The sequence below is a fragment of the Nocardia ignorata NBRC 108230 genome (assembly GCF_001612905.1).
Classification (GTDB): domain Bacteria; phylum Actinomycetota; class Actinomycetes; order Mycobacteriales; family Mycobacteriaceae; genus Nocardia; species Nocardia ignorata.
Window position 1 is genome coordinate 1 of the sequence record NZ_BDBI01000034.1, and the last position, 12,870, is coordinate 12,870.

Here is a 12,870-nt window from a genome sequence, read left to right on the forward strand (position 1 = left end):
TGTCGCCCGCGCAGCGACCGCCGCCGCCGAGGCCGTGCGCGCCGATGTCGACCGCAAACGTGCCGACCTCGCGGCCGCGACCACCCAGGTCGTCGAGGCGTGGGGTGCGCTGTCGGCCCGCGACAAGTCCACTCTCGCCGGCTCCCCCTTCCCGCCCGGCTTCGATCGAGACAGCCTGCTCGCCGGCCTTGTTCCCGGTAGCGGAACGAGCGCGCTGGCCGCCGCCCTCACCCGGGTCGGCGACCCGTACGTGTGGGGCGCCACCGGCCCCGACCAGTTCGACTGCTCCGGTCTCGTGCAGTGGGCCTTCAAGCAGGTCGGCAAGAACGTGCCGCGCACCAGTTCCGCGCAGGCCGGGTACGGCACGCCCGTCGCCAAGGAAGATCTGCAACCCGGTGACGTGGTGCTGTTCTATCCGGAGATCTCGCACGTCGGGATCTACGCGGGCAACGGAATGATGGTGCACGCCTCCACCTTCGGAGTGCCGGTCGCCGTCGCACCGATCGACACCACCCCCTATCACTCGGCCCGGCGATACTGAAGCCGTGAACGTGCGCACCTGGCTGTCGGCGCGTGGCCGACTCGAATTCTGTCTCACGCTCGCCTCGGTCACCCTGCTGACCGGGGCGTGTGTCGCCCTGATCCTGGTGCCGCGCAACGCCGGACCGCTGCAGCTGGCCACCGATCAGGCCGAGGTGCTCGGCACGACCGTCGGCATCGACGAGCCGCGCCTGGCCCCGGTGCGCCGCGAGGTGCAGCCGTTCGGCCCGATCCTGGTGCGTCAGGTCGAGGCCGGTGGCGCCGACACCGCACTGGTGGTCGCCCATCCGGGCCACGAAGCCGATCTCGAGGTGCTCGAGGTCCAGCTCGCGCCCGCGATCGCCGACGTCAGCGCCGTGTGGGGCACCGAGTGGAACCGGGCACCGGTCATCGTGGTCGCGAGCAACAGCGCCGAGTTCACCGCGTTGACCCGCCGGGCGGGGGCGTCGACCACCGCCGACGTCGCCGCGGTGTCGTTGACCGGCTCCTACGTGCCCGGTACCGAACCCACCGAGCAGCGCATCGTGTTCAACCCCGATGCCCGTCGCCGCGTCGGTGACGAAGGCATGGCGACCCTGTTGCGCCACGAACTCACCCATGTGGCCACCCGTGCGGTCACCGTCGACGGTGCGCCGCAGTGGCTGCTCGAGGGGTTCGCCGAGTACGTCGCCCAGCGCGCGAGCGGTCAAACCTTCTCGCAGATCGCCCCGACACTCACCACCCGATTACGGGCGGGCACGCTGCCTGCCGACCTGGTCACCGACGCCGAGTTCACCGGCACCGATGCCGCCTTCGCCTACGAATCGGCGTGGAGCGCGTGCGCATACATCGCCGACCAGCACGGTCCGGCCACGCTCACCCAGCTGTACCGGCAGCTCGCGCAGGGCCCGCAGTCGACCGCAGCACAGGACGCGGCGTTCACCACCGTCCTCGGTGCCTCCCGATCCCAGCTGCTCGACGGCTGGCGCTCCTGGCTGCGCGCCCACGCTGTCTGACCACCGGCCACCTCGCCCGACCGCCGCCCCTCGTCGAGGCACCGACACATTAGGTTGTTCACTATGGCCCGAACTCTCCTGGTTACCAACGATTTCCCACCTCGGCCGGGTGGTATCCAGTCCTATCTGCAGGCACTGACCCAGCAGCTGCCCCCGGAGGACCTCGTCGTCTACGCCCCCCGCTGGCGCGGTGACAGTCACGAGAAGTTCGACGCCACCCAGAAGTTCCGCGTGGTCCGCCACCCGACCACACTCATGCTTCCCACACCAGCCGTGATCAGGCGAGCAAGTGCACTGCTGCGCGAAAACGATTGCGACACAGTCTGGTTCGGTGCCGCCGCGCCACTGGCCGCGATGTCGCCCGCACTCCGGCGAGCAGGCGCCGAACGCATCCTGGCCAGCACCCACGGGCACGAGGTCGGCTGGTCGATGCTGCCCGGTTCGCGCCAGGTGCTGCGCACGATCGGCGAGAACACCGATGTGGTCACCTACGTCAGCAAGTACACCCGAGGCCGGTTCGCCTCGGCGTTCGGCCCGCGCGCGGCGCTGGAACATCTACCCCCTGGCGTCGATCCGTCCGAATTCCGCCCCGACCCGGGCGCCCGCGCCGAGCTGCGCGCCCGCTACGGCCTCGGCGACCGGCCGACCGTTCTGTGTCTGTCGCGGCTGGTGCCACGCAAGGGCCAGGACATGCTCATCGTCGCGATGAACGAGATCAGGGAACGGGTCGACGGCGCGGTGCTGGTCATCGCGGGCGGCGGACCGTACGAGAACCGGTTGCGCGGCCTGGCCGAGGCCCTCGACCTCGGTGACAACGTGGTCTTCACCGGCCGCGTCCCCTCCGGTGAGCTCGCCGCCCACCACACCATCGCCGATGTGTTCGCCATGCCGTGCCGCACCCGTGGCGCCGGGCTGGACGTGGAGGGTCTCGGCATCGTGTTCCTCGAGGCATCCGCGACCGGGGTGCCGGTGGTGGCAGGCGATTCCGGCGGGGCGCCGGAGACGGTGCGCGAGGGCGAGACCGGTTTGGTCGTGCACGGTCGTTCGCTGCCGCAGATCAGCGATGCCATCGTCGAGCTGCTCACCGACCGCGACAACGCCGCGCGCATGGGTGCCGCAGGCCGCGAATGGGTGCAGCGGAACTGGCATTGGGATCGCCAGGGAGCCCGTCTGCGGCAACTGCTCGGATGACACCCCGGACTGTCGCGGTGGCGCGTCCATTACTCTCAGCGAGGTGAGCAGTATCCAGGTCGCCGATCAGACCTTTCTCGCCGCGCCGCCCGCCGCGATCGCCGAGGTGCTCGGCGCACCGAACAATTGGCGCCGCTGGTGGCCCGACCTGTACCTCGACGTGCGGGAGGACCGGGGCGACAAGGGCATCCGCTGGACGGTCGCGGGCCCGCTGACCGGCACCATGGAGGTGTGGCTCGAGGCCGTCGCCGACGGCGCGATCCTGCATTACTTCCTGCACGCCGAGCCCACCGCGAGCAAGCCGCTCACCCCGCGCGCGCTGGCCGCCGCCAACCGCGCGCGGCGGGTCGCGGGCAAGGACATGTCGTTCGAACTGAAGGCACGGCTCGAAGCGGGCCGCCCCGCGGGCGTCGCACCCGCCTCGGCGCTGTAACGAAAGGAATCCATGGCCCCCGACCGGACCAAGAGATCGATCGTCATCGAGGCGCCGTCGCAGCAGGTGATGGCCGTTATCGCCGATCTGGAGTCCTACCCGGAATGGGTGGCCGCGGCGAAATCGGTCGAGGTGCTCGGCACCGACGCGGCGGGCCGGGCCGCGACCGCGCGCTTCGTGCTCGACGCGGGCGTCGTCAAGGACACCTACACCCTCAGCTACACCTGGCGTGCCGACGGCAAGGCGGTGAGCTGGCACCTGCTCGAGGGGGACCTGCAGAAGGCCCAGGACGGCAGCTACGAACTGCTCGACCGTCCCGGCGGCGGCACCGAGGTGACCTACGAGCTCACCGTCGACTTGAACATCCCGATGATCGGCATGTTCAAGCGCAAGGCCGAGAAGGTGATCACCGATACGGCGCTGAACGAACTGAAGAAGCGGGTCGAGGGCTGAGCGCCCCGGGCATCACCCGCGTCGAACTGTTCGTCGGCAAGGGCGGGGTCGGGAAGACGACGCTGGCCTGCGCGACGGGCATGTCCTACGCGCGCGCCGGCGAACGGGTGCTCATCGCCTCGCTCGACCAGGCGCATTCCCTCGGCGATGCGCTGGGTTTCCGTTTCCCGCACGACCCGGGCACGGTGGCCGGGGTCGCCCGGGTGGCGCCGGGTCTCGAGGTGATCGAGATCGATTCCCTCGCCCTGCTAGAGGACCGGTTCCGCGATGTGGTGCGGATGCTGGACAAGGGCAGCGGCCACGATCACGGCATCGACCTGGCCGCACTCGATCCCGCCGAGCTCACCGGGCTGCCCGGGGTGCAGGAATTGCTGATGCTGGTGGAAATCGGGCAGTTCGCCGAGGAGAACGACTGGGACGTCATCGTGGTCGACTGTCCGCCCTCGGCCGACATGCTGCGAATCGTCACCGCCCCCGACACCCTGCTCAACTACCTGGAACGGCTCTGGCCCAAGCACGCTCGCACGATGAGCGCGATCGGCACCGACCTGCGCAAAGCGGTACTCGCCGCGGCCGTGGAGCGGGTGGTGAACGCGGTGACCCAGGTCCGTGACCTGCTCGCCGACCGCGCCCGCACCAGTGCCCGCCTGGTCACCGGACCGGAGCAAGTCGCGGTGGCCGAGGCGCGGCGGGTGCGGTCGGCCGCGGCACTGCTCGGCTTGCGGTTGGACGCGGTGGTGGTGAACAAGGTGCTCGCACCCGTCCCGCCGCCCGGTGAGAACGCGCACCCGGCGGTGCACTGGTATCTGAATCGGCGCGCCGAGCAGCTCGAGGTGGTCGCGCGGTTGCACGAGCAGCTCACCGATGCCCCGATCGTCGTCGCCAAGCACGCCGGGGCCGAACCGGTGGGGCTGAGCGCGCTGTCCGCGTTCTCCTATTCGGTCGACACGCTGTCCCGCCCGTCGCTCGGGGCTGCGGAATCGGGGGAACCGATGGTTCGATGGGAGTCGGGCTCCGGCGTCGACTCCGTGTACGCGATGCGGATGCGGCTGCCGGTGGTCGATCCCGGCACCTTGCGGCTGGGCCGAGTGGAGGACGATCTGATCGTGGGAGCTGACGGGGTGCGCACCAGGGTGCGCCTCGCGCCGGTGCTTCGCCGCTGCACAGTGGCGGGCGCCGAGCTCGACGACGGTCATCTCGTTGTCCGGTTCCGGCCCGATCCGCAGGTGTGGCCCGCCGATCCGAACTACACGAAGGCCAGGCGCACATGAGCAGTGACAGGCAGTCCGACCGCAACCACGACGGTTTCGCCGAGTTCGCCGAGGAACTGCGCCTGCTCGCCGAGGTGCTGCTCGCGCGCGTCGAGCCGGTGCTGCGCCGCACCGCCGCCGACGGCGCGGCCGACCTCGGTGGCTGCGCCTGGTGCCCGGTGTGCGCGGCCGCGGCCCTGGTCCGCGGCGACCATCACGACGTCGTCGCCGCCCTCGCCGAACACGGCACCTCGATGGTGACGGTCCTGCGCGAAGCCCTCGCCGGCGTCCCCGTGGAGCCGGTCCTGCCCCCGGAATGGGCCGATCACGCCGCGGGCCACCCCGGGCACGCGACCGACGAAGCGCCTGGGGCACATCCGACGAGCGGTGCCGGTGCCACGCACGGCGATCAGCGGAACTCGCACGCGCCGAGCGGCCCGCGTGGCGATCGACCCGCCTCGCCGCGGCCGGACGGGTCCGCTACGCCCAAGGATTCCTCACGGGCCACCGGTTTCGGTGAACAGCCGACCCCCCGCCCACGCCGGGTCGACGAATTCAGCGCACGTACCCCGCACATCACCCCGGAACCGGCGGACGAAACCGCGTCGGGCGCAGGGCAGTTCACCGCAGGTGCAGGCACACGTCCGGCCCACGGCGAGGAGCGGCCCGCGGGCGCCCGCGCGCCACGCTCGCGTTATGTCGATATTCCGGTCACGATCCGGGGATGAGCCAGGCGAGTACCCACCCACTGACCGTCGGAGTCGACGTGGGCGGCACGAATATCCGCGCCTCCGTCGTCGACGCCGACGGTGAGGTGCTCGACACCGTGCAGGCGCCGACACCGCATTCGGCCCGCGCGCTCGAGGCCGCCATCGACCGGTCCGTGCGCGAACTGGCCCGCAGGCATCCCATCGCGGCGGTGGGGCTCGCGGTGGCCGGGTTCATCTCCGCCGACCGCACCACCGTCCGGTTCGCCCCGCACCTGCCCTGGCAGGACGCGCCGGTGGCTCAGCGGCTCACCACCCGGCTGGAACTGCCGGTGATCCTCGAGCACGACGCCAACGCGGCGGGCTGGGCCGAGTACCGCTTCGGCGCGGCGGCAGGCGGGCACACCGTCGTCCTCGTGGCGATCGGCACCGGCATCGGCGCGGCCCTGCTCATCGACGGCCGGCTCTACCGCGGCAGCCACGGCGTCGCACCCGAACTCGGCCACCTGCAGGTGGTCCCGGACGGCCGCGCCTGCGCGTGCGGCAAACGCGGCTGCTGGGAGCGCTATTGCAGCGGAACCGCACTGGCCGACACCGCGATCGAAATGCTCGCCACCGACCCCGTGCGTTCGGTGCTCGCGCGCGATGTGATCCGCGATCCCGGTTCGCTCACCGGCCGACGGGTGGCCGGTGCCGCCCAGGACGGCGACCCGCTCGCGGTGCGGGTGATGTCGGACTTCGCGCGCTGGCTCGGCCTCGGCCTCGCCTTCGTCAGCGACATCTTCGACCCCGATCTCGTGGTGATCGCCGGTGGGGTGAGCAGTTCGGCGCCGCTGTTCCTCGACGAGGCCCGCGAGCACTACGCGAGTGCCGTCACCGGCTCGGGTCATCGCCCCCTCGTCCGGTTGCGCACGACCCAGCTCGGCGAGGCGGCGGGCATGATCGGGGCCGCCGAATTGGCCCGGGCGGCGATTGGCACGCCACTGGCGGGTACTACCGGGAGATGAGGGTCACACCCATGCCCGTCGGCTACCGTCCTGGTTGGTTGTGACCTGCGACCAGCGGTAAAGTCGTTTTCCGACGAGGCTGCACACGACCATCCCGGTCCCCGGGGAAAGGACGCCATGTTCTACTGGCTGCTCAAGTTCGTACTCGTGGGACCGTTCATGCACCTGTACAACCGACCCGTTGTGGAAGGTGTGGAGAACATCCCGACCGACGGGCCGGCCATCATGGCGGGTAACCACCTCTCCTTCGCCGACTGGTTGTTCGCGCCGCTGCTGAGCCCGCGCCGCATCAACTACCTGGCCAAGGCGGAGTACTTCACCACCCCCGGCTTCAAGGGCCGTCTGCAGAAGTTCTTCTTCTCGGGCACCGGCCAGTACCCGATCGACCGCAGCGGCGCCACCGCCGCCGAGGACGCGCTCAACGCGGCCAAGAAACTGCTCGACGAAGGCCGCCTGGTCGGCCTGTACCCGGAGGGCACCCGCTCCCCCGACGGTCGCCTCTACAAGGGCAAGACCGGTATGGCCCGCCTCGCGCTCGAGACCGGTGTCCCGGTGATCCCGGTCGCGGTGATCGGCACCGACAAGGTGTCTCCGCCCGGACCGTTCAAGTGGCGCCGTCACCGGGTGACGCTGAAGTTCGGTGCGCCGCTGGACTTCTCGCGTTACGAGGGCATGAGCGGCAACCGTTTCGTCGAGCGCGCCGTCACCGACGAGGTGATGTACGAGCTGATGCGCCTGACCGGTCAGGAATACGTCGACGTGTACGCCCACAGCCTCAAGAAGGGTGTGAAGCCCACCGATCACCAGATCGAGGCCACCCGCATTCCCGACCGCGCCGCCAGCTGACGCCGATCCCCCTGTGCCGCAGGCCGGCTCGGCACCGCCGCGCCTGATAAGCATCTCGTAAGGGCCGTCGGCCAGACTGGTCACATGTTCAAGCAAATGCTGGCCGCGGCCGGTGTCGGCGGCGCCGAGGTCGACACCGAATTGTTCACTCCCGGTGTGCAACCGGGTGGTCTCGTCGAGGGTGTCATCCGGTTGCGCGGCGGGCGTGTCGATCAGGCGGTCGGGCAGGTGGCCGTCGAGTTCATCACCCGCGTCGAGCGCGAATACTCCGACGGTGAGGAGCGCGTCGCCGATCAGGCGTTCGGCCGCGTCGCCGTCACCGGGCCGTTCACGCTCGGTGCCGGCCGGATCGCCGAATTCCGTTTCGCCGCACCTGTTCCGCTGGAAACCCCGATCACCTTCTTCGACGGCCACCACCTGCCCGGCGCGGCGGTGGCCCTGCGCACCGTGGTCGATCTGCACGGTGCGGTCGATTCCACCGATACCGATCCGATCGGTATCGGCGCGCTGCCCGCTCAGCACGTGGTGCTCGACGCCGTGCGGCGCATGGGTTTTCCGCTGCTGCGCACCGACGTGGAGGCGGGCCGGATCAACCGCACACCGCAGCGGCTGCCGTTCTACCAGGAACTCGAATTCGGCCGCTCCCCGCATTTTCCCCGGGTGAACCAGCTCGAGGTCACCTTCATCGCTACCGAAACGGGCATGGCCGTGGTCCTGGAAGCCGATATCCAGGGCGGCCTGCTCCGTGGAACCCGCGACGGGATCGGGATGTTCTGGGTCGATTACGCCCAGCTGGCACACCAGGATTGGACCCGGGAGATCCACCAGAGCCTGCACCGGCTCGGCGCCCTCGGCTGAGCCACCTCGCAATGTTCGGCTCAGTTCGCCTGCGGTCTGGTCCGGCTGAGCCCGGGGGCACCTGGCAGCGGATCACGCAGGCGCGTCTCTGCTCGGGCAGTCGCCTGGTCGACAGGTCCTGATGTGCGGACGCCACCACGACCGGTTGGTAACGTGTGCCGCACACGCAGGCCGAGGATGTGGGTCGCGTGGCCGTCGACGGGGAGGGCGAGGTGGACATGGCCGCAGATGGATTCGACGGGGGTCGTGTCGTGCGTTTTCCCCGCCGCAAGCCCGACGGGGCGCCGCCCACCGGCCGGGTCGCCCGGGGCACCAGGCTGGCGGCGGTGCCCGTCGCCTATATGGGCAGACGCGTAGCGGGGATCGGCCGACGGGCGGCCGGACGCGACGCGGCCACTGTGGAGCGCGAGATCCGCCACCGCACCGCCGAACACCTCTTCCAGGTGCTCGGCGAACTCAAAGGCTGCGTCGCCAAACTCGGCCAGTTGCTCGGCCTGCTCGAACTCGGGCTCGCCCCCGATCTCGCCGAACCGTACAGCCGAGCCCTTGCGCGCCTGCACGATTCGGCCCCTGCCATGCTGCCCGCCGCCGTCCACACCGAACTCGCCACCCATCTGGGCCCCCGCTGGCGTTCGCTGTTCCTCGAGTTCGACGACCGCGCCTCGGCGGCCGCATCGGTGGGTCAGGTGCACCGGGCCCGCTGGCACGACGGCACACCGGTGGCGGTGAAAGTCATGTACCCCGGTGCGCGGCAAGCGGTGTTGGCGGATCTGAGCGTCCTGCGTCGCGCCACTCCCCTGTTCACCGCCTTGCTGCCGGGTGCCGAGATCCGTCCGGTGATCGAGGCGCTGTGCGAGGAGATCGGCGCCGAACTCGACTACTCCCGCGAAGCCGCCAACCTCGAGCACTTCCGCACCGCCCTACGCCACGACCCGGACGTGGTGGTCGGCCGGGTGATCGCGCAGCGCGGCGACGTACTGGTCACCGAGTGGCTCGACGGAATCCCGCTGTCGCGTTTGATCGCTCGCGCCGAACCTGCCGAGCTCGACCGGCTGGGCGTACTCATCCTGCGCTTCCTGTTCTCCGCGCCGGCGCGCGCCTCCCTCATCTACGGCGACCCGCACCCCGGCAACTTCCTGCGCATGCCCGACGGGCGGCTCGGGGTGGTCGACTTCGGAGCGTGCACGCCCTGGACGCCCGCGTTCCTCACCGTCGCCGGTGACGTGGGCGCCGCCGTCGTCGCCGAATCCGTGGCCGACCTCGAAGCCGCGCTGCGCCGCCACGGTTATGTCGCCCCCGGTGGCGACCTCGACATCGCCACCGTCGCCGAGCGTCTTCGCCCTGTTCGCGAAGCACTCATGTCCCCTACCTACCCGCTGTCGGCGGACTGGTTGCGCGAGCAGGTCCGCCTGGCCACCGACCTGAGCCTGTCGAACATCCTGCGCCAGCTCACCATGCCACCCGCCGACACGCCCTTACTGCGTTCGTTCCTCGGCGGCGTCGCCATCCTGTGCCAACTTCAGACGGCAGTCCCGCTCCGCGCGGAATGCACCCGCTGGTACCCCGAAACCGCTGCCGCCGTCGGTCTTTGACCTCTGAACAGTTCCTTTCACCCAGGTGGACGTGAGTCTTTCCGTCCGGCAGCGTTCATCGGCTGTTGCCGTACACACGACCGCCCGTTCGACTCGTCCGGGCACGGTGCAGGACATGGTCGACTTCGCGATGTCCCGGCGCACGCTGCTGCGCGCCTCCGCTCTCGGTCTGCTCACCGGCCCCGCGCTGGCCGCCTGTGGTGACGGCCCCGGATTGGTACGGGCCAGGCCGGCCCTCACCCACGGCGTCGCGGTCGGTGACCCGCGCAGCGACGGCGCGCTGATCTGGGCCCGCTCGGATCGTCCCGCCACGCTGGTCGTCGAAACGGCGGCCACCGAGAAGTTCGACGACGTACGACGTTTCACCGGCCCGCTTCTCACTCCCGCCTCCGACGGCACCGGCCGCGTGCGGGTGAACGGCCTGCCCGCCGGTCAACTCGTGCACTACCGGGTACGGCTCGAAGGCGAGGACGGCGCCGCCTCGGAAACGCTCAGCGGCGTGTTCCGCACCGCCCCGACCGCGCCCGCCGACATCTCGCTGGTGTGGTCCGGCGACGTGGCGGGTCAGGGGTTCGGCATCAATCCGGACGTCGGCGGCATGAAGGTCTTCGCGACCATGGCCGCTCGCGACCCGCACCTGTTCCTGCATTCCGGTGACGTCATCTATGCCGACAACGCGCTGAAGGAATCGGTCACGCTGCCCGACGGCCGCGTGTGGCGCAATATCACCGCCGACGCCAAGAACCAGCCCGCCGAGACCCTCGACCAGTTCCGCGGCAACTACGCCTACAACCTCACCGACGAGAACTACCGCCGCTTCAACGCCTCGGTCGCCCAGATCGTGCAGTGGGACGACCACGAGACCACCAACAACTGGTCGCCCGGCGGCACGGTCGCCGCCGACAAGGGCTACACCGAGCGCAACATGGACACCCTCGCCACCCGATCCTGGCAGGCGTTCCACGAGTGGATGCCGCTCGAACCCCGCGAGGCCGTCGACGGACGGCTCTACCGCAAGATCTCCTACGGCCCGCTGCTCGACGTGTTCGTCCTCGACATGCGCGCCTACAAAGACGCCAACACCGCCAACACCGGACCCCAGGGCCAGGTGCTCGGTGCGGCCCAGACGGCATGGCTCATCGATGGTTTGAAGCAGTCCACGGCCACCTGGAAGATCGTCGCCGCCGATCTGCCGATCGGCGTGGTGGTCCCCGACGGCAAGACCGCGTTCGAAGGCGTCGCCAATGCCGCGCCGGGCGCGCCGTCGGGCCGCGAATCGGAGATCGCCCGAGTGCTGTCGGCGATCAAGGCGAACAAGGTGCGCGACGTCGTCTGGCTCACCGCCGACGTGCACTACACCGCCGCGCACCACTACTCGCCCGCACGCGCGAACTTCACCGATTTCGACGAGTTCTGGGAGTTCGTCTCCGGGCCGCTCAACGCGGGCGCCTTCGGTCCCAACCCGCTCGATCCGACTTTCGGACCCGAGGCCGTTTTCGTGCACGCGCCCCCGGCGCCGAACACCTCGCCGCTCGATCTCGAGTACCAGCATTTCGGCGAGGTCCGCATCGACGGCGGCACCGGGGAATTGACGGTCGACCTGTGTGACGCGACCGGAAAAGTCCTGTTCAGCAAGCAACTTCCGCCCTCGCGGAAATAGGTGGGAACTACCCGTCGCCAGAATCGCCGCGCTGTGGTTAGCTATGCGGTCATGGGCACGCCGCATACCGTCACCTCCGAAGAATATCTCCCCACCGACACTGCGGATGTCGTTCGCACCGTGCGTGATTCGCGTGATCGAGCCGAACGTCTGACGGTACGTGGCGGCGAACCGACCGAAGAGTCCTCGTTCGGGCTGGCCGATCAGCGCGGCGTGCTGTCGTTGCGCAAGATGAACTCGGTCCTCGACATCAATCTGGGCCGCCGCACGGTGCGGGTGCAGGCCGGCGCGAAGCTGTCGGAGATCGACCGGCGCCTCGGCGCGCACGGCCTCGGCCTGCCCGTGGTCGGCGACCACCGCGACATCACCGCGGGCGGTTTCGCCTCCGTCGGTGGCGTGAGCACCGCCTCGCACCGCTACGGCATGTTCATCGACCAGATCGTCGACCTCGAGTACGTCGACCCCGACGGCCGGATCGGCACCTGCGGGCGTGGCCACCACACCGAACGGTTCCAGCGCATCCTCGGCGCGGGCGGGCGCGCGGGCATCATCACCGCCCTCACCCTCGATGTGGTCGAGGTCGACAAGGACCACACCTGGCTCACCACCGACGCCGACCGCTTCCTCGACTTCGATTCCTTCGTCGAGCACGCGACCGCCGAGATCACCAACCCCGGCAGCGCGGCTTTGCAGGTGGGACGCTGGGTCGACACCGCGCCGCTGAAGGTCACCCGCCCCGTCGGCACCGGACAGGTCACCCTCGGCGCGGTCCGGTTCGGGCAGTGGTCGAGCCTGTACCCCACCGCTCCCACCCGTGGTCTGCGGGCGCGGCGCGAGGTCGGCACCCGCACCCGTAAGTCGTTGGGCGCCATCGCCTCGGCGGCGGGCGGACGCGCCGGTATGCCGGTGCGCAACGCGGCGGCCGGCGCGCTGATGTTCGCGCCGAAGGTGCTCACCATGCGTGATGCCGAGTACCTGGCCGACACCGTCATCAACTCCTCCGAGCGCGGCCCCGCCTACCGTGTGGGCGTGTTCGCCCCGCTGGCCAACTACGGCTCGGTCTTCTACGGCCTGCACGACCTGTTCTCCGAGCACCGCGAACGCTCCGGCTGCTTCACCGTCATCTCCGCGATGACCTACGGTGTGCGTTCGCCGTACCTGCGGGCCGAGGCCGCCGCCCGCGGCCTGACCCCCGCCGACTACGGCCTCATCACCTTCACCTGCCGGCTGCGTCCGTCGGCCCTGCCCTCGGAGCAGCTGCGGGAGATCGTCGCGGGTATCGATGACATCTGCCGTTCGGAGCAGGCGCTGCGCTACAGCGTCTGACATTTGCACGCA

The 12,870-nt window shown here is 70.0% G+C and carries 13 protein-coding genes; all 13 read left to right on the forward strand.

Going from position 1 to position 12,870, the window contains the following annotated elements; all coding sequences use genetic code 11:
- The coding region (locus tag NI2_RS26270) for an NlpC/P60 family protein (protein ID WP_167355152.1) at positions 1-541 on the forward strand (541 nt) is incomplete at its 5' end.
- A gap of 4 nt (positions 542-545) precedes the next feature.
- Entirely contained in the window at positions 546-1,535 is a 990-nt protein-coding gene (locus tag NI2_RS26275; RefSeq protein WP_084476825.1) for a peptidase MA family metallohydrolase, read from the forward strand.
- A gap of 63 nt (positions 1,536-1,598) precedes the next feature.
- Complete coding sequence (locus tag NI2_RS26280) at positions 1,599-2,726, forward strand: glycosyltransferase family 4 protein (protein WP_067495941.1); 1,128 nt, start codon at positions 1,599-1,601, stop codon at positions 2,724-2,726.
- 43 nt (positions 2,727-2,769) lie between these two features.
- Positions 2,770-3,159 carry a polyketide cyclase / dehydrase and lipid transport gene (locus tag NI2_RS26285; RefSeq protein WP_067495944.1) on the forward strand — a complete coding sequence of 130 codons (390 nt, stop codon included), beginning with the start codon at positions 2,770-2,772 and terminating at the stop codon, positions 3,157-3,159.
- A gap of 12 nt (positions 3,160-3,171) precedes the next feature.
- Positions 3,172-3,612 (forward strand): SRPBCC family protein, encoded by a 441-nt coding sequence (locus NI2_RS26290; protein ID WP_067495947.1) that lies wholly within the window; start codon positions 3,172-3,174, stop codon positions 3,610-3,612.
- Positions 3,613-3,638: 26 nt separating this feature from the next.
- Positions 3,639-4,883, forward strand: coding sequence for an ArsA family ATPase (locus NI2_RS26295; RefSeq protein ID WP_084476854.1), 1,245 nt, complete (start codon positions 3,639-3,641; stop codon positions 4,881-4,883).
- Positions 4,880-5,590, forward strand: coding sequence for a hypothetical protein (locus tag NI2_RS34675; RefSeq protein ID WP_067495950.1), 711 nt, complete (start codon positions 4,880-4,882; stop codon positions 5,588-5,590). Before NI2_RS26295 ends, NI2_RS34675 begins: the two co-directional genes overlap by 4 nt.
- Positions 5,587-6,576, forward strand: coding sequence for an ROK family protein (locus tag NI2_RS26305; RefSeq protein WP_067495953.1), 990 nt, complete (start codon positions 5,587-5,589; stop codon positions 6,574-6,576). Before NI2_RS34675 ends, NI2_RS26305 begins: the two co-directional genes overlap by 4 nt.
- 117 nt (positions 6,577-6,693) lie before the next feature.
- On the forward strand, positions 6,694-7,422 hold the full coding sequence (locus tag NI2_RS26310) for a lysophospholipid acyltransferase family protein (RefSeq protein ID WP_067495956.1): 729 nt from the start codon (positions 6,694-6,696) through the stop codon (positions 7,420-7,422).
- 84 nt (positions 7,423-7,506) lie between these two features.
- Positions 7,507-8,280: a sporulation protein gene (locus tag NI2_RS26315; RefSeq protein ID WP_067495959.1), complete on the forward strand. Its 774-nt coding sequence runs from the start codon at positions 7,507-7,509 to the stop codon at positions 8,278-8,280.
- A 155-nt stretch (positions 8,281-8,435) separates the two neighbouring features.
- A complete protein-coding gene (locus tag NI2_RS26320; RefSeq protein WP_067495962.1) occupies positions 8,436-9,872 on the forward strand; it encodes an ABC1 kinase family protein in 1,437 nt (478 codons plus the stop codon).
- 115 nt (positions 9,873-9,987) lie between these two features.
- Positions 9,988-11,532: an alkaline phosphatase D family protein gene (locus tag NI2_RS26325; protein WP_133734237.1), complete on the forward strand. Its 1,545-nt coding sequence runs from the start codon at positions 9,988-9,990 to the stop codon at positions 11,530-11,532.
- 51 nt (positions 11,533-11,583) lie between these two features.
- Positions 11,584-12,858: an FAD-binding protein gene (locus NI2_RS26330; RefSeq protein ID WP_067495966.1), complete on the forward strand. Its 1,275-nt coding sequence runs from the start codon at positions 11,584-11,586 to the stop codon at positions 12,856-12,858.
- The last annotated feature ends 12 nt before the right edge of the window (positions 12,859-12,870 follow it).

Coding starts and splice junctions, on each gene's coding strand:
- NI2_RS34675 (WP_067495950.1), top strand. CDS start 4,880: ATGAGCAGTGACAGGCAGTCCGACCGCAACCACGACGGTTTCGCCGAG.
- NI2_RS26310 (WP_067495956.1), top strand. CDS start 6,694: ATGTTCTACTGGCTGCTCAAGTTCGTACTCGTGGGACCGTTCATGCAC.
- NI2_RS26280 (WP_067495941.1), top strand. CDS start 1,599: ATGGCCCGAACTCTCCTGGTTACCAACGATTTCCCACCTCGGCCGGGT.
- NI2_RS26330 (WP_067495966.1), top strand. CDS start 11,584: ATGGGCACGCCGCATACCGTCACCTCCGAAGAATATCTCCCCACCGAC.
- NI2_RS26305 (WP_067495953.1), top strand. CDS start 5,587: ATGAGCCAGGCGAGTACCCACCCACTGACCGTCGGAGTCGACGTGGGC.
- NI2_RS26325 (WP_133734237.1), top strand. CDS start 9,988: ATGGTCGACTTCGCGATGTCCCGGCGCACGCTGCTGCGCGCCTCCGCT.
- NI2_RS26315 (WP_067495959.1), top strand. CDS start 7,507: ATGTTCAAGCAAATGCTGGCCGCGGCCGGTGTCGGCGGCGCCGAGGTC.
- NI2_RS26290 (WP_067495947.1), top strand. CDS start 3,172: ATGGCCCCCGACCGGACCAAGAGATCGATCGTCATCGAGGCGCCGTCG.